Source organism: Ruegeria sp. HKCCA4812 (assembly GCF_013034245.1).
GTDB lineage: Bacteria > Pseudomonadota > Alphaproteobacteria > Rhodobacterales > Rhodobacteraceae > Ruegeria.
In genome coordinates, this window is sequence record NZ_WQFQ01000002.1 from 53,463 (window position 1) to 74,675 (window position 21,213).

The following is a 21,213-nucleotide window of genomic DNA, read 5'->3' on the forward strand; positions in this document are numbered from 1 at the left end:
GGCGCTTATCGTTCATCAACCAGAGGCCGCGCGTTCTTGATATGACGATGGACCAAGGCACGAGCGCGTTTCCCTTTTTCCGGTATCCGTCGTGCGGCCAGCGGAACGTAATTGCGCTGATCTAATTCAGGGAACAGTTCAAGAATTTCCGCCCGTGCGTCCGGGTGAACACTGGACAAGGCCTGCGCACCGGCGAGCAGGCTTTCGGAAGGTGCGCCTTCCGCATAGATGATCTCGTGACGGTCGAACAAAAGATGGACATAGGTCACAGCACGGGTGTCATCAGCGATTGAAATGCCGGGCACGCCGACAAGAATGTGAGCAGGAACAAGAACCTCTTCGGCGTCGAACATTCTGACGGCAATCGGCGACCGGACCAGCATACGGTGTTGCGGTGACACGAAAAGATCACGCTGGGGCAAGTGATCGCCCAGTGAACCGGCCTCGATCCGGATGGGCTTCAGCCTGGGACGGGCGCAAAGCGCCGCTTGGTCCAGATGTCGCGTGCCGATCCAGCGTATGTGTTGCGGTCCGTTGTCGGCGGTGACGACCGCGTCACCCACCTTCAAATCCTCGATGGGCCTCGGACCTCTTGGAGTCATTATCAACGTTCCGGCTACGAAGCACGGCACGTCAATGATAGTGGTCGGATCAGTTGTGTCAGGAGCATTGGTCGGCGTAACATTCACGATGTTCATCGAGTATGTCGTGCCGGGCACAAGGGGTTCAGAGGTTATGTAACCACCCAAAGTTCCGTCAACTTCCACACGATAAACTGTAATCGTACCCCCGCCTGGTTTGGACAGAATATAGGATTCTTCCAAGTAAATTGGGCCACTAAGAAAGGTGGTCGAGCCATCAAGGGTGGTGATGGTGCCGGTTTGCGTCAGATCATCGCCGTCTTCGTTGTCGAAGCGGTCGCCGTTGAAAACATCGCCAGTATCGATAATGGGTGGTCCGCCGCCGTTTTGAATAAACCCACCGGCTGCGTCTGTCACGCTGAATAAACGACGATCCGTGTCAGGATCAAAATTGACATCCAATGTAACCGTATCCGGCCCAATCGTATTCACCGTGATTACGCCGGGCGTATAACCGATATAGGAATAGTTTGCCATTTTAACCCATCACTCTTTGACACGGAATTTACACTTGTTCTCTCAAGCGCTTGGATAACTCCGCTATACTAAAATGTCGACGCGACATTCCTCACGATTGGTTCAGATATCAAGGCGAACCCGAGGCTTTTTCGTGGTTCTTGCTGTTTGTCAGGCATCTGACCTCGTTCCCGAGCATACTTGAGAAGTCTTGACTTTCGTTAAGGCACTCCCGCGTCCCGCCCGTCATGTTGCTGACACTAGCTAATCTGCGCAAAGGAGAGCGCAATGCGAGACGTCATGACAAAGAGCATGGCCCGCAATATTTTTTATGGCGGGTCACTGTTCTTCATTCTCATCTTTCTGGCCCTTTCGGCCCATTCCCACTGGTATATCGTCAATTCCGAAAATGCCGCAAAGCTGGATGACAGTGTGGTTCGGGGCAAGCATGTCTGGGAAAAACACGCCTGTGTGAACTGTCATTCGATTCTGGGTGAAGGGGCCTACTTTGCTCCGGAAGTCGGCAACGTGATGACCCGCTGGGGCGTGCTGGACGACCCGGAATCAGCCTTTGAATCCCTCAAGGGCTGGATGGAAGCACAACCGACCGGCATTCCCGGTCGTCGGCAAATGCCCAATTTCAACCTCAGCGACGAAGAACTCCGTGACCTGACCAACTTCCTGATCTGGACGGATAACATCGACGCGCAGGGCTGGCCGCCCAACGAGGCAGGCTGAGAAAGGGAATGAAACAATGAAATACGAATCCCAAAAAATCGCCTATGCCTACTTTGCGGTAGCCATGGCGTTGTTCGCGATACAGGTGATCGGCGGCCTTCTGGCCGGTTTCATCTATGTATTCCCCAATTTCCTGAGTGACCTTCTGCCGTTCAACATCGTGCGGATGCTGCACACCAACTCTCTGATCGTCTGGCTGATCCTGGGTTTCTTTGGTGCGGCCTACTTCCTGATCCCGGAAGAAGCCGAGCGGGAGATCCACTCGCCCAAGCTGGCCTATCTGCAACTGATCATCCTTGTTGTCGGTACGTTGGGCGTGGTCGTTACCTATGTCTTCAACCTGTTCGAAGGCAACTGGCTGCTGGGCAAAGAGGGGCGTGAGTTCCTGGAACAGCCCAAATGGGTCAAGGCCGGTATCGTCGTGGCTGCATTGATCTTCCTTTACAACGTGTCGATGACCGTTCTGAAAGGCAAGAAGACAGCCATTACCAACATCCTGCTTCTGGGCCTTTGGGGTCTGGCGCTGCTGTTCCTGTTCGCCTTCTACAACCCGGGCAACCTGTCGCTGGACAAGCAATACTGGTGGTATGTCGTCCACCTGTGGGTCGAAGGTGTGTGGGAACTGATCATGGCCTCGATCCTGGCCTACCTGATGCTGAAGCTGACCGGTGTTGACCGTGAGGTGGTCGAAAAATGGCTCTATGTCATCGTCGCCGCCGCGCTGTTCTCGGGCATCCTCGGCACCGGCCACCACTACTACTGGATCGGTACGCCTGCATACTGGCAGTGGATCGGTTCGATCTTCTCGAGCCTCGAGGTGATCCCGTTCTTTGCGATGATGGCCTTTGCCTTCGTCATGGTCTGGAAGGGCCGTCGTGACCACCCCAACAAGGCCGCGCTGCTGTGGTCGCTGGGCTGTGCCACTCTGGCGTTCTTCGGCGCCGGTGTCTGGGGCTTCCTGCACACGCTGCACGGGGTGAACTATTACACCCACGGCACGCAGATCACCGCAGCCCACGGCCACCTGGCCTTCTACGGCGCCTATGTCTGCCTCAACCTTGCGATCTTCAGCTATGCTATGCCGATCCTGAAGAACCGTGATCCCTATAATCAGGTTCTGAACATGGGCTCGTTCTGGCTGATGACCAGCGGCATGGTCTTCATGACCTTCGTGTTGACCTTCGGCGGCACCGTGCAGACACATATGCAGCGCGTGGTCGGAGACTACTTCATGGACGTACAGGACCAGATCGCGATCTTCTACTGGATGCGTCTTGGCTCTGGTCTGGTCGTTGTCCTTGGGGCGCTGCTGTTCATCTATTCGATCTGGGTTCCCCGCAAAGAGGTCATTGAACCCGGCGCAGCTGAAACCCCTGCGGAGTGATGGATATGGATGGCTCCATGAACCTGAAAGAGGGGGCGGCAAACGCCCCCTTCTACCTCGCCCAGGGCGATGAATGCGATGTCTTCACCGCCGCTTACAAAAACGACCTGCCGGTTCTGCTGAAAGGCCCGACGGGCTGCGGCAAGACCCGGTTTGTGGCCCATATGGCTGCGAAACTTGGCCGCCCGCTTTATACAGTGGCCTGCCACGACGATCTGGCTGCCGCCGACTTGATCGGGCGCTACTTGCTGAAGGGCGGCGAAACCGTCTGGGTCGATGGCCCCCTGACCCGCGCGGTACGCGAAGGTGCGATCTGCTATCTCGACGAGGTGGTCGAGGCGCGCAAGGACGTCACCGTCGTGCTGCACCCGCTGACCGACGATCGGCGCATCCTGCCGATCGACCGCACCGGAGAAGAGCTTGAGGCCGCGCCCGGTTTCATGCTGGTGGCGTCCTACAACCCCGGCTATCAGAATATCCTGAAAACCCTCAAACCCTCGACCCGGCAACGGTTCATCTCGCTGGAGTTCGACTTTCCCTCGCCTCAGATGGAAGCCGAAGTGGTCGCGCAGGAAAGCGGCCTGCCGCTGGAACGCTGCAAGCCGCTGGTGCGGCTGGCGGGCAAGCTGCGCGGGCTCAAGGGTCAGGACCTCGAGGAAGGCGTGTCCACCCGGCTGGTCGTCTATGCCGCGACGCTGATCGCGCAGGGCATGTCCACCGACCGCGCCATCCTCGCCGCCATGATCGAACCTCTGACCGATGACGAGGATATCAAACGCGGGCTCCTCGATCTTGTCACCGCCGTCTTTGGGTGAGGCCGGCGATGGTCAGGATCGACTTTGAGCCATGGGAACCCGAAGAAACGATCGGGAAACTGTGGCACACCCTTGCCAGCCGCCTCGATGCACCCCAGGTGCATGTTGGAGCCGCGGTCGACCTTTCCGAGGTCGCGGGGCGGCTGGCAGTCCTCTTTCGGGGGCTTGGGGGTAGTCCGGGCGTTGAATTGCGCCCGGTCTCACCCGAGGTTTCGCGCCACCGCCTGAGTTGGCGCCGCAAACTTGCAACCGAAGTGGAATTGATGCCGCGCGCCTCGTTCGACGGAGAGGTTTTGCGTCTGCCCGACCGTCTGGCAGTATTCCCCGCACGCGAGGCAAACGGCGCGCTCTATGTCTGGTTGGCCGCCGCCGCGGCCCATGCCGGAACCCGAATTGACGAAGATGATCCACTGCGTGCCGACCTGCGTGCCTTGATCGCCGCCCGGCACATGGTCGAGGCGACTCTGGACGATGCGCCTGGCTTGCGTCCGCTGTATACCGAGCTGTGCAAGGGCGTGCTGTATCAGCGCGACATCCCCAGCCTGCCGCCTGCCGAGGCCGCGGTTGAAGAACTGATCCGTCATATGCTGGGCGATCCCAAGCCCCTGTCGGATCAGGCCGAGCACCTTCTGGCACTTGACGACGACCCGATCGCACCGCGCGGCTATCAGCCGATGCGTCCGGTTCCCCTGTGGCCGGAGTTGCGGGCAGTTGGGTTCTCGGAACACAACGAGGTTGAAAACCCCGATACCGAAGGCCCGCCAGAGGAATCCGGCGAAAAGACACACCGTGCCCGGCGCCGCAAATCGGATCAGGCCGAGCGCAGCGACAGTTTCATTCTGCACAAGTTCGAAGCCATCCTCAGTTGGGCCGAGTTTCTGAATATCAACCGTCGCATCGATGACGACGATCCCGACAACGCCAAGAAGGCGGCTGACGATCAGGAAGAGATCGGTCTTGGCCAGATTTCCAAGGCGCCGCCTACCAAGTTGAAGCTTCACCTTGATCTGGCGCCCGAAGACGTCAACCGCGAACGCCTGTCAGGCCGTATTCTATATCCCGAATGGGACGTGCGGACGGGTCAATACCTGCCGGATCATGTGAACGTTCTGCTTTCGGAAGCCGATATCCGCGACGATGCCGCCGAGTTCAGCAAGGATCCGGCCACTGCGCGCCGCATTCGCGCCGTCAAGCGCCAATTCGAGGCGCTGCGCCCGGGGCGCGTGATGACCCGGGGCCATCTGGACGGTGACCAGCTGGATATGGAAGCCGCCGTTCGGGCGCAGGTTGACCGCTGCGCAAATGGTGAAGGGACGGAACGCGTCTGGATGCAATCCCGCCCCGAGGCCCGCGATCTGGCGGTGTCGATCCTGCTGGATGTCAGCCGATCCACCGAAAGCGCGGTCACGGGGCGTGCCGTGATCGATATCGAACGCGAGGCGCTGGCGGCCTTGGCCTGGGGCCTGAACGCTTGCGGTGACGATTTCGCCATTCATGCGTTCAGCTCCCTCAAGCGTCAGCGCGTCTATATGCAGCGTTGCAAACGGTTTGACGAACCGATGGGAACCAAAGTTGAACAGCGCATCGCGTCGCTGCGCCCCGGACATTATACAAGGTTGGGCGCGGCAATCCGGCACTGTTCCTCAGATCTGGCCAGCCAGTCCCGCAAGCGCCGATTGCTGCTGGTCATCACCGACGGCAAGCCAAACGACCTGGACCATTACGAGGGGCGTCACGGCATCGAAGATACCTGCATGGCCATACGCGAGGCGCGCCGGGCCGGACAGTCGGTGTTCGGTGTTACCATCGATAAAACCGGCAAAAGCTGGTTTCCGCGCATGTTCGGGCAGGGCGGTTTCGCCGTCATCCCAGATCCGCATCGCCTGACCATGGCCCTGCCGCAGATCTATCGCCAGTTGGTCGGCGCATGAGTGATGCCTCTCTGATCGACGAGCTGCCGGGCGAGTTCCTGATGTGGGTTCTGATCATTTCGGAACTGCTGGTTTTTGGCGCGGGGATGATCGCCTTCATGGGGGTGCGTCTGACCGATCCGGCGGGCTTTGCCGAGGCGCAGTCGCATCTGCATCGCACGGGTGCGGCCTTGAACACGGCGGTATTGGTGACATCCGGCTATCTGGCCGCACAGGCGCTGCATTGGCGGCGGAACATGCAACGTTTGCGGGCCCGTTTGGCACTGATCCTTGCCGCGCTTCTGGGTGTCGTGTTCCTGATCATCAAGGGTGCGGAATACGCCGACAAGGCGTCTCAGGGGATAGGATACGAAACGCATCCATTCTTTCTGTTTTACTATATGTTGACCGGCTTTCATGCCGCGCATGTCCTCGCCGGGGTTGGAATTCTGTTGCTGGTGGCCTGGCGCGACGACCCCACTAGCGTCGAAGCGGGCGCACAGTTTTGGCACATGGTGGACCTGGTCTGGATCATGCTGTTTCCAGTGATCTATCTGTTGGGATAGTCAGATGGCCCAACCTTCATCTTTGACCAAAGAAAAACCTCGCCAAGGGCCGCCGAACCCTCTGACCCAGGCTTGGCTTGCGCTCTTGGCCCTCAGCGTGGGATCCGCGCTGCTGACCTTGATTGGGGCACCAACCGCGATCATTGCTGGCGGTATCCTGTTGTTGGCGCTGATCAAGGCCCGCGTGATCCTGAAACACTACCTGGATTTGGAGAGCAGCCAAAGCTGGCTGCGTGGGTTCACCATGGTGTTGACGGGATTTTCCGTTGTGATTTTTGCGCTCTATCTGGTCTGAGGCAAAAAAATGCCGCCCCGAGAGGCGGCATAGATCAATCAAAGGGGGGCCCTGATTACTGAGCGGCCTGTGGGATCCGCGCGATCTGACAACGCTGCCAGAGCGCCGACAAGGCACCCACCAGATGATCGATATCCTCATCTGTGTGGACCGGGGACGGCGTTATCCGCAAACGTTCGGTGCCCTTGGGGACAGTGGGATAGTTGATCGGCTGGATGTAGATGCCGAATTCTTCAAGAAGCGTATCCGAGATGAACTTGCACTTCACCGGGTCGCCCACCATCACCGGGATGATATGGCTGGGGTTCGGCAGATGCGGTATCCCTTCCGCATCCAGACGGGCGCGCACCTGATCCACACGGGCTTTTTGCAGATCACGCTCGGCGCTTGACTGCTTCAGATGCCGGATAGATGCGGCAGCACCGGCCGCGATCGAAGGCGGCAGGGCCGTGGTGAAGATGAAGCCGCTGGCAAAGCTGCGAACGAAATCGCACAGCGCGGCCGAGGCTGCGATGTAGCCGCCGACCACGCCGAAGGCCTTGCCCAGCGTGCCTTCGATCACGGTCAGGCGATCCATCAGGCCCTCACGCTCGGCAATGCCACCGCCGCGCGGGCCATAGAGGCCGACGGCGTGAACTTCGTCCAGATAGGTCATCGCGCCGTATCTATCGGCCAGGTCGCAGATTTCCTTGATCGGCGCGATATCACCATCCATGGAATAGACGGATTCAAAGGCGATCATCTTGGGCGCGTCAGGGTCGGCGGCGGCCAGTTTGGCCTCCAGATCCGCAAGGTCATTATGTTTCCATATCACCTTCTGCGCCCGTGAGTGGCGGATGCCTTCGATCATCGAGGCATGGTTCAGCGCATCAGAGAAAACGATCAGACCGGGGATCTTCGCAGCCAGCGTTCCCAGAGCGGCCCAGTTTGACACATAGCCCGAGGTGAACAGCAAAGCGGCCTCTTTGCCATGCAGATCTGCCAACTCTGCCTCAAGCAGCACGTGGTCATGCGTCGTGCCCGAAATGTTGCGCGTTCCGCCCGCACCGGCGCCACAACGCTCCAGCGCGTCGTGCATGGCGTTGATGACCGCAGGGTGTTGCCCCATACCAAGGTAGTCATTCGAGCACCAGATACGCACATCCCGCCGGATCGAACCATCGGTCTGACGTGCGTTCGGGAAGGCTCCGCAACGTCGCTGCAAGTCGATGAAAACCCGATAGTTCCCTTCATCTTTCAAAGCGTCGAGGCTCTGGCTGAAAAATCGCTCGAAATCCATCTGACATGCTCCCCGGATAACTGGCTGTGAACCGACCCTAGGGCAGCGACGGGCCCCGTGACATGACAATTGTCAAGTTGATCGTCAAGAAAAAGACTGGCACTGCCACGCCGGCTTTGGCATAGCAGGGCATTGGGGATGATATCCCGGGCCATCGCCCGGACTGGATGAGGAAGGGAGTGCCTTCATGTCACACGAGGCACAAAAGGCGATTGCGCGGCAGTCTCTGCTTCTGCGCAGCCTGCCGGATCAGCATGTGGATACTTTGCTGCGGCAAGCGATTTGGCGTCAATATGACCGTGGCGAGACGATCTTTCTGCAAGAGGAAGAAGCCAAGGCCGTGCACGTCGTGCTGGCGGGTTGGGTCAAGCTGTTCCGTATCTCTCCGACCGGGGCGGAAGCCGTGGTGAGCGTTTTCACCCGCGGAGAAAGCTTTGGTGAGGCCGTTGCGCTGCGCAACGTGCCGTATCCCGTGTCCGCCGAAGCCGTCTCAGCCTGTGAAGTGATGCACATTCCCAGTCCGGTGCTGCTGTCCCTGATGAAGGAAGACCCGGAAATCGGCGTTTCAATTCTGGCTGCGACGTTCACGCATCTGCATGCTCTGGTGGCGCAGCTGGAGCAATTGAAGGCGCAAACCGGGGCGCAACGCGTTGCAGAGTTTCTGTTGAACCTGTGCGATCGCGAGTCCGGTCGCTGCGAGGTGGAACTGCCTTACGACAAGATGCTGATCGCGGGACGTCTTGGGATGAAGCCCGAAAGCCTGAGCCGCGCGTTTTCGCGGTTGAAACCCGTTGGCGTCAAGATCAACAGGAACCACGCGGATATCGCTGACATGGACGATTTGCGCAACTACGCCGAAAGCGACACCAGCGAGAGGTGATTGATCACCGTCGGCCGAACCCTTCGGCGTTGCAGTTCGCAAAAAACCCATGATCCGAAACTGGCCAGCTCCAACGGGGGCTTCAGTCGGGCGCTTTTGCGCGTGACCGGCTGACTTCCACGCTTTCCAAAACCTCATTATCCTGATCAGCAGTGCCATCCATCGGCACGAGTCTTTTGCATGAAAATGAAGGGCACCTGGTCCATGATAGACGCAGCGCTTTCAAACTATCCCCGTGCAAGGTTGATGACATCGGTCACACCGGTCGAACGGCTTGAGCGTCTTTCTGACCAACTGGGGCTGGATCTGTGGATCAAGCGCGACGATCTGACCGGGCTCAGCTTCGGCGGAAACAAGACCCGCCAGCTGGAATTTTATATGGGCGAGGCGCTGAGGCAGCGGGCGGACACCATCCTGATCACAGGTGCCGTGCAATCCAATTTCGTGCGCACTGCGGCGGCTGCGGCGGCAAAGCTGGGAATGTCATCCGTTCTTCAATTGGAAGACCGCGTGACGAATATGGGCGAATACTACCATCGATCCGGGAATGTTCTTCTGGCACAGCTTCTGGGGGCGGAACATATTGGCTATCCCAAGGGTGAGGACGAGGCGGGCGCTGACGGCGCTCTTCACGAACGCGCCGACGAACTGGTTGCCATGGGTCGGAAGCCATACGTGATCCATCTGGGCATCGATCACCCTCCGCTGGGGGCAGTGGGCTATGTGGCGGGGGCGGCCGAGTTGCATACTCAGATCAGCGATTTCGACGCCGCAGTGGTGCCGTCGGGAAGCGGGGCAACCCATGGCGGGTTCCTGGCCGGATTGCGTTTGGTCGGACAGACTGCGCCTGTCTACGGCATATGCGTGCGTCGCGATCAGAACCAGCAGCACACGCGTCTGCAAAAGGTCCTGGGGAGATTGGCGACCATGATAGGTTTCGACCCTGCTTTGGTCATGGAAGACATCTGTACCTGGGACGGCGCCTTGGCACCCGGATATGGGCGGATCGGTCGCGCAACCCGCGAGGCGTTGACCCTGATGGCGCGCTCCGAGGGCATCTTTCTTGACCCTGTTTATTCCGCCAAAACCTTTGCAGGGCTTCTTGGGCTGCTTGAACAAGGCGCCATCGAAAAAGGCCAGAAAGTTGTTCTGCTGCACACGGGCGGTCAACCTGCGTTGTTCGGATATCAGGACGAGTTGCAACCAAGTTGACGCAGCGAAGCATTGCGCCTGTGGTCCTACAGGGCGACAGGATGAACGCAAAGGTGTTGCCCGCCGAACTGGCCGGGTAAGTACCCTACGACACTTTCGATTGATTGAGCAAAGATATGGCACGCGCGACATCGCGGGTCTGCGCGCCGCCAACGATCGTGGCCATAATCTTCCCAAGATCAGGCGGCGAGGCCGGTGAGCAGCCAAAGCGGTCGCAGGTTTGCACATAATCCACCGCTGTGCGCAGTTCGAACATTCTTGCCTGCTGTTTGCGTGCGGTTTCCAGAGCCTCCGTGAACAGATCATCTGCGAAACTGTCCATGGACCGCACCAATGCCTGTATCCGATCCGTCTCGGGCTGAGCCCAGGCTTCATTGGTCAGAACCTGCTGTTCACGGGCTTCATCCAGCAGGCGCTGAGCCGCCTTCGGGTCGTTCGCCTTCAATGACGCTTCGGCAAGGGCCGTCAGGAACACCGGCTTGTAGTTTCCGGCCCCGCTGGCCCACCAGGCTTCGGACGCGTCGCGCATTGCTCGGATCGTTTCCGGGCCTGGCTTGATCTGCGCGTCCGCCCAACACCGCCAGACATTCGCCGTCAGTGTCATGAAGGGGAAGGTGTGTTTGGTCGCCAGTTCCTCGAGGCGCGCGGCAACGTCGTAAACCTGTTCAGGTTCACGCCGCAACAGGTGCAGCATACACAGATATGTCAGCGTCTGTGCCAGGCTATGAGCGTGATTGAGTTTCTGCGCCGCCGAGATCGCCTGATGCTGAATCTCGAGCGCGCGGTCCGGTTCTCCGCGCAACCAGACCGTCATGCTCAGGAAGCAGGATGTAATGGCGGCATGATCCGTGCCGTAGACATAGGCAAGACGGCTGTGCTGCTGAGGATCATACAAGTGCAACGCTTGTCGCAGATGTGCATAGGCGGCGTCCTGCTGTCCGATATGCAACAAGACGGCACCCATGGCCCGGTGGGCAATCATTATGTGATGCGTTTCGTCGGTCAGCTTGGACAGGTCCAGCAACTGCGCCGCGACGTCCTTGGCAAGGTCGTATTCGCCGCGGACCAGATGATACGCATAGAGACCATTGAGCACTGGGAACAATTGTTCGGTTTCACCCAGCCGATTGCACAGGTCGCGGATCCGGGCATACACTGCCCCCGTTTCATCGGCCGCGATGCCAGCGGTCGAGCGCAGAACGCCGGCCCGCAATGTCTGGATCTTGGTTTCCATGCGGTCGCGGTCAACCGAGTCTTCCTGCTGTTCAAGCAACGCCAACGCACGCCCCAGCTGAGTGGCTGCTTCAATCCCGGCCGAGCGTTCCACGGCACGTTGTCCGGCCAGATACCAGTGTTCTATCGCTTGGTCCGGCATATCTGCCATCGTGTAGTGATGAGCCAGAATTTCCGGACCGGCAGAGTTTTCGTGCAACGAGGCAGAGTTCAGTGCTTGGACCACACGCGCATGCAGCGTTCGCCTCTCGCGTTTCAGCAGGCTGTTGTAAGCGGTGTCGCGAATGAGAGCGTGACGGTAACTGAACGTTTCCTCGGGCTCTGACTCTGAAACAATCACGATCCCGGCATCCACCAGCAAATCCAGACCGGAACGTAACGCCCGTTCATCAAAGCGGGACACGCTTGCAATCATCGGATAAGAGAATTGCGGGCCAATGACAGCGCCGATCTGTGCCACTTCCTTGGCCGAGCTCAGTCGATCAAGACGAGCCATCAACGCGTCATGCAGTGTTTTCGGCACAGTGGGTGATGGCGTGGACCGGTCGATCGTATAGGCGTCCGCGCGTTCGGTCAGAAGATCGGATTCCAGCAGATCCTTCGTCACCTCTTCTACGAACAGCGGGACACCGTTGGATCTGGCGGCAATCAGACGGTGAACTTCGTCCGGGACGGTCTTGCCCTTGGCAACATCGTTCACGATCTCTTTGACCTGCGCGAAATCCAGTTGTTGAAGCGCGACGTGCATCAGGTTGTGCGATTGTGGCCAACCCGGATCAAAGCCTGTCCGATAGCTCATGACCATCAGCAGGCGCGCGTCCTCTATCCGGGTTACAAGCTGATCAAGCAGAGTCTTTGTCGTTGGATCGATCCAATGTGCATCTTCAAACAGCAACAGGGTCGGGGTTTCCTGCGCCAAGCCGATCACATGATTGACCAGCATGTCCAGCGTCTGCTTCATGATCTGCTCAGGGGTCAAGTCCAGCAGGCCAAGCCTGTCTTCAAACGGGACCGACAACAGTGCCGCAGCCAGTTTCAGAGACCCTTCAGAAGGATCGCCCAGAACGCCGTGGATCTTGTTCAATTTTTCGTCCGCACTGTCACCGGCCCGCAGTTCGGCCGCGTTTTCAAGCTGGCGAATGATCGGGTACAACGCGCTTGCGTCATGAAAGGGCGAACACTGAAATCGAAGCTGTCGGTGTTTTGCGTCCGGGATCGTGCGGCGAAGCTCTTCGATCAGCCTGGATTTTCCTATGCCCGCCTCGCCCGAGACCAGCACCACCTGACCTTGACCCTGACGGGCCAGCTTCCACTTGCTTTGAAGGGTTTCATGCTCCTGCGCGCGCCCGACCAATGAACTCATCCGGGCGTCGTCTGCCGCAAGAAAACGGCTGAGAGTCTGGCGCGTGCCGGTGACCTGCCAGGCTTCGACCTCTTTGGCAAAGCCTTTCAATTGAAACGTGCCACGGCGCACATATTCGAACGCATCACCCGCCAATTCCCGTGTCGTCGGCGCGACGATCATTGTCCCCGGATCAGCCATCGATTGAAGCCGTGCGGCAAGGTTCGGGGTCTCGCCCATGGCGGTTCCATCCTCGAACATCTTCTCTCCCCGCAGGTCACCGACGACAACCAGGCCGGTCGCGATCCCTATGCGGACTTCAAGATGTGCATGCGTGCGGATTTCCGGAATTTCGCGAACGATCCTAAGACCTGCATGAATGGCGCGTTCCGGGTCGTCTTCATGCGCATGCGGAAAGCCAAAAAACACCATGATGCCGTCGCCGTAGTAACTGGCGATATGCCCGTCAAAAGCGGCGACCGCAGCGGCGCAGGTCTCTTTGAACAGCCTCAGAACCTCGGCCAGATCTTCAGGATCCAGCTTTTGCGATATCGCCGTCGATCCAACAAGATCGATGAACATGACCGTCAGCTGTCTGCGCTCTGCTATGATGTTGGGTTCCTGACGCGCGCGATGTGATCCCGCAGGCCGCCCGATTTCATCCCGTATTGCTTTCAGAAAGCGGCGCCTGGGTCCAAGGGGCAGGCCGATCGTGACAAGGTCATCGTCGCTCAGTTCCGGCAGATCACCCAATTCGACCTCGTGCCGGGAAAAGGCATCGACATATTTGGACAAGCCGTTTCGGATCAGCCATTCATCTATGTCAGCCATTTGACCACCATGCATGGCCGCGACCAGGCCGATCCAAGCATTCCCCATTTCCCTCTGGTTGAAAGGACCAGCCCCGGGCGCAGTCCGGGAAAACACCACCCTATCAAGGACGACCCGCGAATTCCGGTCAAGTGTTCAATTTAAGGGTGAGGAAATTTCATTGCGCGAAACGGTATCGGAGCCTGCCATCTCTATTCGCCGGTCCGAAAATCGATGTGAATGTGATTGCCGTCCGGATCCCAGACGTTCAACTGAACGGTGTCGATCGCCGTCAGTTCCACACGGCGATAGGAGACGCCATTTGTTTTGAGATGCGCTTCGAACCGATCCAACCCTGTCGCCGAAAAAGCGAAATGCTCAAGCTTCAGGTCTGCGTCCGAACCCGTGGCCTCGGCCTGGACACCGACCAGATGCACGAAGGCGTTTTCTTCGACATAAAGCCAGGCTCCGGGAAAGGGGAAGGGTGGGCGTGGCCCTACCCGCATCCCCAGCACGTTGCAGTACCATTCGATCATCTCGTCCAAACGTGTGGTGCGCAGATTGACATGATCCAGTGACGTGATCCCCATGGCCTAGCCTCGGGTCCATTTGATCGAACATCCCATTGATGGTGTCTGATCTTGGGGGCCTTGCCCGGTCTCGGCAATTTGCAGCATCGCATTGACCAATTCTGGTTCACGCTTGCCTGTCTTGCCGCGACCCAGATTGTCCAGACGGCCCCGGTACTGCAACTTTCCATCCGCATTCAAACCGAAGAAATCCGGAGTGCAGACAGCACCATAAGCCTTTCCTACGGATTGATCCTCGTCCACGAGATATGGAAAGTTGAAGCCGTTCTGCCGTGCAAATTCCAACATGTTCTGCGGCGAATCTTCGGCGTAATCGCGATAGTCGTTCGACATGACCGCCAACACGCCGATCCCCTTGGACATCAGCAGGTCCGTGTCCTGGGCAAGCCGGCCCGTTATCGTTTTGACATAGGGGCAATGATTGCAGATGAAGGCGATCAGCAACCCGTTTTGCAGGTGATCGGACATCTTGAAGGCCCGACCGTTCGGGTCTTTGAGCGTGAAGTCCGGGGCGTTCCAACCGAAATCGCAGATCGGAGTGTCGAGCAGCATGATTGTCCTTTTTGTGACCAATTGGCATGTTCAGGCCAGCTTAGCTGACGGGCGCCGTTAAGTAGAGCGAGATTTCCGGCGCCATGTCTGCGACGGAATGCGCCTGCAAACGTATCTGGTTCAGATCAGCAGCGTTGACAGGCTTGGGTAATAGCTGAGCAGAAGCAACACCAAAGTTACTGCGATCAGGAAAGGCCAAAGCGATTTCAGGATTGAACCGGGCGATGTGCCGCTCATGGACGAGGCGATGTACAATCCAATCCCGACCGGGGGCGTCAGCAGCCCAAGCACAAGGTTCAGGCAAGCAACAATGCCGAACTGATAAGGGCTGATATCATATGAACCGGTTGCAATCGGCAGCAGGATCGGAGTGATCAGGATGATCGCGGCGATGCCATCGATCACCATTCCAACCAGCAAAAGCGCAAGGTTCACGATCAGCAGGAACACGAACGGGTCCGAAGTGATCGAGGTGATCAACCCAGCCAGTTGCTGTGGTATTTCCTCATAGATGATGACCCAGCCGAACACGCTGGCGGCCGCGATCATGAACAGGATCATCGACGCGTTGGCCGCCGTGCGTTTGAACATCTGTGCCAGGTTGCTCGGCTTCAGGTCCCCGTAGACCAACCAGCCCACCAGAAACGCGATCAGGGACGCGATTGCGGCGGATTCGGTCGGTGTGGCGATCCCGAACAGAATGCCGCCTATGATCGACATCGGGATCAGCAGGGCGGGGGCCGCGCTGATCAAGGCCTGGACGGCTTCGGCACGCTTCATCCAATGCCCTTTCGGAAAGCTCTGCAACCACCCGATCAGGGTGATGACCGATGCAAACGCCCCGGCAAGGATCAAACCGGGCAGGATTCCTGCAATGAACATGTCACCAATCGGGATCTGAGCCAGAACACCGAAGATGACAAACATCATCGACGGCGGGATGACCGGAGCCAGCAGCCCGCCCGCGGCCGTCGTGGCAGCGGCGAAACCCTTGTCATAGCCCTCCTCCTCCATCGCGGGGACCATGGCGCGCGACATTACCGCGATCTGCGCCGTCGCAGACCCGATGATGGCCGCCATGAACATGTTTGCCAGCAAGTTGATATAGGCCAGCCCGCCGCGAAACCCGCCGACAAATACCCGGGCCAGCGCGACAAGGCGCCGGGTCATGCCGCCTTCGTTCATCAATTCTCCGGTCAACATGAACAGAGGAATTGCCAGCAGGCCGTAATTCTCAAGACCGCCGAACATTTTCTGCGCGAAGCTGTCATAAAGAACCGTGTTGCCGCTTTCCCAGATGTACCATATGGCCGTGATCGCCAGCACGATCGCCACGGGCACGGACAGAAGTAGAGTGGCCAGAAAGACGATGGGGCTCATGGCTGTGCCCCTTTGCCCGGGGGGCTCAGCAGATGCATGGTGGAATGCAGCGTCGCGCCCAGTGCGAAAAGCCACATCACCAACCAGAACAGATACTTTGGCAGGCCCAGGGTCAGCGTTGGCTCGGCGTAGATGAAATTGAATGTCTGACCTTGAAACGCCGCCACGTCAAATCCGCTGCTGGCGATGTCCAGCGGAAGGAACCAGCGCCAGCAGAACCACAGCATCGCAAGGGAAAAAGCAAACACGACCACGTCCACACCCTTGCGGATCAATGGTTTCGCGCGTTCGGGCACGTTGTCGGAAACGATGGAGATCGACACCGAGCTGCGATGGTGCAATGCGGAAGACGCGCCCAGAAAAGTCATCCAGACCATCGCGTAGATCGCCAGCTCATCAACCCAGAACAGGGCGTTGCCCGCCGTTCGCGTCACGACATTCAACAAAATCAGAGCCGTTATGCAGACTGCCAGAAAGGCAGCGCACCACAACTCGACCCGCGCCAAGCCTGCCGACAGCCGATACAACATCGCTGCTCTCCCGTGAAAAAGGGCGCAGGATCGAGCTGCGCCCCTTTCGTCATGCCGTTTTCGTTATTTTGTTTCTGCCGCAGTCTGCCGCAAAGCGTCAAGGGAAGAGGTCTTCTGGGACCAGATCCCGTTCCACTCTTCGATCGCGTCGCCAAAGAACGAGGCATCGACCTTTTTGTAGGCTTTGCCAGTGCCCTCGATCTGCTCCAGCCATTTGGCATCGTTTTCAACGTAGGCATCAATGGTGCTGTCGACATGCTTAGCCATGAGTTCCGCGATCATCGCGCGGTCTTCTTCAGACAAACCAGCCCAGACCTTGGCCGATACCAGCCCGACCATCGGGAACATCATGTGATCCGACTGCACGATCGTGTCGGCGTGTTCATAATATTTCAGAACCCAGATCAGCTCGGCGTCCATGTCGATGGCGTCGACCTGACCATTGGCCAGCGCATCATAGACGGCAGGCAAGGGCATGGGCGTGGGTGCTGCGCCTACCGCGTTGTAGAAATCCAGGATCGGTGTGAAGGGCGTGATCCGCAGTTTCAGGCCCGATAGATCTTCGGCGGAGGAAACCTCGCCCCGGCTGACGATCTGGCGCAATCCTGCCATCCCATATCCCAGTCCAACGACACCAACCTGCCCCGGCAAGGGTTCCAGCATGGATTTGGCCGTATCAGATCGCAGGATGCGCCCCGCGTGCCCAATGTCATCTGCCAGATAGGGCGCATAGAATGCCCCCAACTCGGGCGCGCGGTTCGAAACTTCAGCCACGGTCATGAAAGCCATGTCCAGCGCGCCGGTCTGCAATTGTTGCAGCATTTCGGCCTCGTTCCCCAACTGGCGGGCCGGGAAGACCGATACCGAATGAGCGCCACCACTGGCCTCATTCAACTCGGCCCCAAACGCTTCGGCGGCTTTGGTCCAGATATGCGGTGGCGGCGTGATCAGACCCAACCGAAACTCTTCGGCGTGTGCGGCCACGGACGCCAGTGCCAACACAGCCGCAGAGGCGGCGATTTTTGCAAAATGTCTCATTACTTCCCCTGTTTAATCTTGTTTTACAACGTGACCCAGCCCTCGGGCGGTTCCTTTCCCGGGTGCACAGCCTGACAATTGGGGCAGGTGCGGTCTTGTTCCGAGGCATAGAACTTCTGATAAACCGGAGGCAGGTCATCAACGATGGACTTTAGCTGCATTTCCGCTCGATGCACCAGTGATCCGCATTCAAAGCAATACCATTCGATGGCGTCCAGCTCTCCGGTCTGGCGCTTGGGTTCAATCACAAGCCCGATCGAACCTTCCTGAGGGCGCTGTGGCGAATGGCGTACATGCGGAGGCAGCAGAAAAACCTCGCCTTCTCGGATCGGAACATCATAGAACTCCTCTCCGTCATAGATTTTCAGCACCATGTCGCCTTCAAGCTGGTAGAAGAATTCTTCCACCGGGTCATCGTGGTAATCGGTTCGCTTGTTCGGACCACCCACAACAGTGACCATCAGATCGGCGTCTTCCCAAACCTGACGATTCCCTACGGGCGGTTTGAGCAGATGGCGGTGTTCGTCGATCCAGGCCTTAAAGTTGAACGCTTTCAGTTTTGACATGTCCCACTCCCTATCCCGGAAAGTTTGGCGCGTTTTTTCATGACCGCAAAGAAATTATCAGCATCTCGCTATCCGATTTCCTTATACTGCCGGGCCTTACTCAGCTCAGACGCGCAGCCCGCTTTCATCAAATGCTTTGCGAATGATCGCTTTTTCGGCGTCGGTCAGTTCCAGCATCGGCGGGCGTACACGGCCACCGACCTGACCTAGCAACTCTTGCCAGTACTTTCCGAATGCGGTGGGTTTGCCCGCAGGACGCGCGCGTTTCATCGCATTGCGGACAGGGTTCAGACTGTCAAAGACACGTCGCGCTTCATCGGCCTTTCCTGCAAAGGCCAGACGCGTGTATTCGTTCATCCGCTGATCGACCTTGCTTTGCAGCTGATAGGGCGGGGACGAGCAGAGATAGAGCTTCCAGTCCAGTTCCAATATGTTGTCCAGCCACTCATGTTCAGCCGAGGTCGAGACATGGATCCTGTCGCCCACCATATGGGTCAGCTTCACGTACATCTCGCGCGGGACCGAGTATTTTATCGCAACGATATTGGGTAAGTCCGCAATGCGAGCGCATTCTTCGGGTTGCATCAAATAGCCGCTGTCTGGATGGCTCCACATGGCGATGCCGATATCCAGTTCGTCACAAAAACGCTTGTAGTACTGGTACAAAACCTCTCCGCGATCCTGCACAAAGCTCAGAACCGGCGCGTGCAGTACGATGTAATCCGCACCGCAGTTCTGGGCGTGATGCGCCAGGTCCAAGGCCGTATTCATGTTCTGGTCCGAGACCGAGACGATTACACCGGCTTTGCCTGCGCATTCGTCAACGGCAATTTCGAAGTTGCGCTTGCGCTCTTCGATGCTCATCGAAAAGAACTCGCCCTGTTTGCCGGCGACGAAAAGACCCTGGATGTCCAGATCGTCGATCCAATGGCGGATGTTTGCACGCAGTCCCGATTCATCCAGAGACAGGTCATCATTGAACGGGTTCAGTGCCGCTGCCCATATCCCAGTCATATGTTCGCGTGCATAGGCCTTCGCGTCGTGTTTTGAGTATTTCATTTCCAACGTGGTCCCCGTGGCTTCAACAGGAACAAAACACACCAGGCGGGTCGGTCCAGTGCCATTTCAGGGAAATGGATATCTGAAAAAAATATACCACCAACTTACCAATTCAGATTTTTTCAATGCTGGTCTAGGGTCCAGACATGAAGATCGCAGTCATCGGAACCGGCGCAATCGCGCAGTTTGTGCAGCGCATGTTGCCAGAACATGGGCATGAATTGGCAGCCATTCTGGTCAGACCACACCGCGTTGATCCAAAATCGCCCAAGTCAATTGGTTCGGTTGATGACCTGCCGGCCGGAATCGAAACGGTTCTGGATTGCGCGGGGCACGAGGCATTGGCCGGTTTGGGTCCGGACATTCTGGCACGAGGGCTGGATATCATCAGTGTCTCTGCCGGCGCACTTGCGGATCAGCAGGTCAGTGACCGGCTGGACAGGGCCGCGCGAAAGGGCGGGGCGCGGCTGCATCTGGCAAGCGGTGCCATAGGCGGGCTGGACTGTCTCGGCGCCGCAGCGGTCGGGCCGCTCAAATCCGTCACATATGTGGGGCGCAAGCCGCCGGCGGGGTGGAAGGGGTCACTTGCCGAACACAGTCTTGACCTCGGCATTATCGCCGCGGCTGAAACACATTTTCAGGGTTCCGCACGAGAGGCGGCGCTGGCTTACCCAAAGAACGCAAATGTCGCCGCCGCCGTCGCCTTGGCGGGTGTGGGGTTCGATAACACACAGGTTCGTCTGATCGCCGATCCGACGATCCACAAGAACATTCACGAGGTCGAGGCCGAAGGTGATTTCGGCACGTTTCAGTTCCGGATCAGCGGCACCGCGCTGCCCGACAACCCGCGAAGCTCGGCGCTTGCGGCCATGAGTGTGCTGTCCAAGCTGGATCAGCTTTGCAAGCCGATTGTTCTGTAGCCATGGTTGGACGCCACTCTCGCATCGTTGACCGCGCCTTGACCCGCCTGAAGCTGCGTCAGCTGCGGCTTCTGGTTGCAGTTGGCGCGCATGGAAACATTCAGAATGCCGCGCGTGAGCTGGGAATATCTCAGCCAGCGGCAACCAAGATGATTCAGGATCTTGAACTGGACTTCGAAGTCAAGTTGTTCACGCGCACCAACCGAGGCGTTGTGCCAACGGTTTTTGGCGAAACTCTCATACGTCACGGGAAGCTGATATTTGCTCAGGTTTCCAATGCCGCGCAGGAACTGGACGATTTGAACGAAGGAAATTCCGGACGTGTCGTGGTGGGAACACTGCTTGCGGCGTCAACCAGCCTGCTACCCGCCGCCATCGAACTGCTGCTGAAAGACCGCCCGAACGTTGCAGTCAAGATCAGCGAAGGGACCAACGAGGTGCTCATGCCCCGGCTGCTGTCGGGCGAGATCGACATGGTTGTAGGACGCCTGCCGTCGCACCGGCATCGCGACAAGATTCGACAGGAAAAACTGTTCGAGGATCGGATATTGGCCATTGTCGGCCCTCAACACCCACTTGCTGGGCGGGACGCCGTGACCTTTGCGCAAACCAAGCCGTTTGGCTGGATTCTTCCCCCGCAAGAGACCACGTTGCGACGTCAGGCGGATCATTTTTTCGTCGGCCAGCAGCAATATGTGCCACCGGTCGCCATAGAATCCGTGTCCTACCTGACGAACCGAGCGCTGCTGCAATCCCGCGACCTGATCGGCCTTATGCCTGCCGAGGTCGTCGTCCAAGATATCGAAAACAACCATCTTGCCCAGCTCGCCTGGGAGGTTCCGTTCGGACAGGGGCCGATTGGAGTGTCCTTCCGTGCCGACGACGATCTGTCGCCTGCGGGGCGCGTTTTCAAAACGGCTCTGCATCGGGCGGCGCAGAGCAGACAGACCAGATATTCGCCAATTTGATATCCGTATTCGCGCAATGCGCTTGAACTCATGCGAGGCATCGCGCGAT

20 protein-coding genes are annotated in these 21,213 nt (G+C 58.2%); 10 read left to right on the forward strand and 10 right to left on the reverse strand.

Annotated features, from left to right (window positions below; genetic code table 11):
* Nucleotides 1-5: 5 nt before the first annotated feature.
* Nucleotides 6-1,118 carry a Hint domain-containing protein gene (locus GOW04_RS21895; protein ID WP_254430095.1) on the reverse strand — a complete coding sequence of 371 codons (1,113 nt, stop codon included), beginning with the start codon at nucleotides 1,116-1,118 and terminating at the stop codon, nucleotides 6-8.
* 267 nt (nucleotides 1,119-1,385) lie between these two features.
* Here GOW04_RS21895 and GOW04_RS07625 point away from each other — a divergent pair, with 267 nt between their 5' ends.
* Genes GOW04_RS07625 through GOW04_RS07650 form a run of 6 tightly spaced genes read left to right on the forward strand, consistent with a single transcriptional unit; the run spans nucleotide 1,386 to nucleotide 6,805 of the window.
* Nucleotides 1,386-1,835 (forward strand): cytochrome c, encoded by a 450-nt coding sequence (locus tag GOW04_RS07625; RefSeq protein ID WP_152460362.1) that lies wholly within the window; start codon nucleotides 1,386-1,388, stop codon nucleotides 1,833-1,835.
* A 16-nt stretch (nucleotides 1,836-1,851) separates the two neighbouring features.
* Nucleotides 1,852-3,219: a cbb3-type cytochrome c oxidase subunit I gene (locus tag GOW04_RS07630; RefSeq protein ID WP_171119352.1), complete on the forward strand. Its 1,368-nt coding sequence runs from the start codon at nucleotides 1,852-1,854 to the stop codon at nucleotides 3,217-3,219.
* Nucleotides 3,220-3,224: 5 nt separating this feature from the next.
* Nucleotides 3,225-4,034, forward strand: a complete 810-nt coding sequence (locus tag GOW04_RS07635) for a CbbQ/NirQ/NorQ/GpvN family protein (RefSeq protein WP_371807876.1) — start codon at nucleotides 3,225-3,227, stop codon at nucleotides 4,032-4,034.
* An 8-nt stretch (nucleotides 4,035-4,042) separates the two neighbouring features.
* On the forward strand, nucleotides 4,043-5,965 hold the full coding sequence (locus GOW04_RS07640; protein WP_171232087.1) for a nitric oxide reductase activation protein NorD: 1,923 nt from the start codon (nucleotides 4,043-4,045) through the stop codon (nucleotides 5,963-5,965).
* Complete coding sequence (locus tag GOW04_RS07645; RefSeq protein ID WP_171119350.1) at nucleotides 5,962-6,510, forward strand: cytochrome c oxidase subunit 3; 549 nt, start codon at nucleotides 5,962-5,964, stop codon at nucleotides 6,508-6,510. Before GOW04_RS07640 ends, GOW04_RS07645 begins: the two co-directional genes overlap by 4 nt.
* A gap of 4 nt (nucleotides 6,511-6,514) precedes the next feature.
* A complete protein-coding gene (locus tag GOW04_RS07650) occupies nucleotides 6,515-6,805 on the forward strand; it encodes a cytochrome C oxidase subunit IV family protein (RefSeq protein WP_171232088.1) in 291 nt (96 codons plus the stop codon).
* A 55-nt stretch (nucleotides 6,806-6,860) separates the two neighbouring features.
* Here the strand turns inward: GOW04_RS07650 and hemA are convergent, their stop codons facing one another.
* On the reverse strand, nucleotides 6,861-8,084 hold the full coding sequence (gene hemA, locus GOW04_RS07655) for a 5-aminolevulinate synthase (protein WP_171232089.1): 1,224 nt from the start codon (nucleotides 8,082-8,084) through the stop codon (nucleotides 6,861-6,863).
* A 187-nt stretch (nucleotides 8,085-8,271) separates the two neighbouring features.
* Here hemA and GOW04_RS07660 point away from each other — a divergent pair, with 187 nt between their 5' ends.
* A complete protein-coding gene (locus GOW04_RS07660; RefSeq protein WP_171228829.1) occupies nucleotides 8,272-8,964 on the forward strand; it encodes a Crp/Fnr family transcriptional regulator in 693 nt (230 codons plus the stop codon).
* 186 nt (nucleotides 8,965-9,150) lie between these two features.
* On the forward strand, nucleotides 9,151-10,176 hold the full coding sequence (locus GOW04_RS07665; RefSeq protein WP_254430096.1) for a D-cysteine desulfhydrase family protein: 1,026 nt from the start codon (nucleotides 9,151-9,153) through the stop codon (nucleotides 10,174-10,176).
* A gap of 85 nt (nucleotides 10,177-10,261) precedes the next feature.
* Here GOW04_RS07665 and GOW04_RS07670 read toward each other — a convergent pair whose 3' ends face one another.
* From GOW04_RS07670 to GOW04_RS07705, 8 genes are all read right to left on the reverse strand, one after another.
* The gene (locus tag GOW04_RS07670; RefSeq protein ID WP_171232090.1) at nucleotides 10,262-13,630 is read right to left on the reverse strand and encodes an AAA family ATPase; all 3,369 of its coding nucleotides are present in this window, start codon (nucleotides 13,628-13,630) and stop codon (nucleotides 10,262-10,264) included.
* Between the two features lie 143 nt (nucleotides 13,631-13,773).
* On the reverse strand, nucleotides 13,774-14,151 hold the full coding sequence (locus GOW04_RS07675; protein WP_171232091.1) for a VOC family protein: 378 nt from the start codon (nucleotides 14,149-14,151) through the stop codon (nucleotides 13,774-13,776).
* 3 nt (nucleotides 14,152-14,154) lie between these two features.
* Nucleotides 14,155-14,703, reverse strand: coding sequence for a thioredoxin family protein (locus GOW04_RS07680; RefSeq protein WP_171232092.1), 549 nt, complete (start codon nucleotides 14,701-14,703; stop codon nucleotides 14,155-14,157).
* A 120-nt stretch (nucleotides 14,704-14,823) separates the two neighbouring features.
* Nucleotides 14,824-16,083, reverse strand: a complete 1,260-nt coding sequence (locus GOW04_RS07685) for a TRAP transporter large permease (RefSeq protein WP_171232093.1) — start codon at nucleotides 16,081-16,083, stop codon at nucleotides 14,824-14,826.
* Nucleotides 16,080-16,613, reverse strand: a complete 534-nt coding sequence (locus GOW04_RS07690) for a TRAP transporter small permease (RefSeq protein WP_171205185.1) — start codon at nucleotides 16,611-16,613, stop codon at nucleotides 16,080-16,082. Before GOW04_RS07690 ends, GOW04_RS07685 begins: the two co-directional genes overlap by 4 nt.
* Nucleotides 16,614-16,676: 63 nt before the next feature.
* Nucleotides 16,677-17,651, reverse strand: coding sequence for a TRAP transporter substrate-binding protein (locus GOW04_RS07695; RefSeq protein WP_171232094.1), 975 nt, complete (start codon nucleotides 17,649-17,651; stop codon nucleotides 16,677-16,679).
* A gap of 23 nt (nucleotides 17,652-17,674) precedes the next feature.
* Nucleotides 17,675-18,217: a 3-hydroxyanthranilate 3,4-dioxygenase gene (locus GOW04_RS07700; protein ID WP_152460347.1), complete on the reverse strand. Its 543-nt coding sequence runs from the start codon at nucleotides 18,215-18,217 to the stop codon at nucleotides 17,675-17,677.
* A 105-nt stretch (nucleotides 18,218-18,322) separates the two neighbouring features.
* On the reverse strand, nucleotides 18,323-19,276 hold the full coding sequence (locus GOW04_RS07705; protein ID WP_171232095.1) for a dihydrodipicolinate synthase family protein: 954 nt from the start codon (nucleotides 19,274-19,276) through the stop codon (nucleotides 18,323-18,325).
* Nucleotides 19,277-19,422: 146 nt separating this feature from the next.
* Between GOW04_RS07705 and GOW04_RS07710 the strand changes: the two genes are divergently transcribed.
* Nucleotides 19,423-20,196, forward strand: a complete 774-nt coding sequence (locus GOW04_RS07710) for an aspartate dehydrogenase (protein WP_171232096.1) — start codon at nucleotides 19,423-19,425, stop codon at nucleotides 20,194-20,196.
* A 2-nt stretch (nucleotides 20,197-20,198) separates the two neighbouring features.
* The gene (locus GOW04_RS07715; protein WP_171228821.1) at nucleotides 20,199-21,164 is read left to right on the forward strand and encodes a LysR substrate-binding domain-containing protein; all 966 of its coding nucleotides are present in this window, start codon (nucleotides 20,199-20,201) and stop codon (nucleotides 21,162-21,164) included.
* Nucleotides 21,165-21,213: the final 49 nt, after the last annotated feature.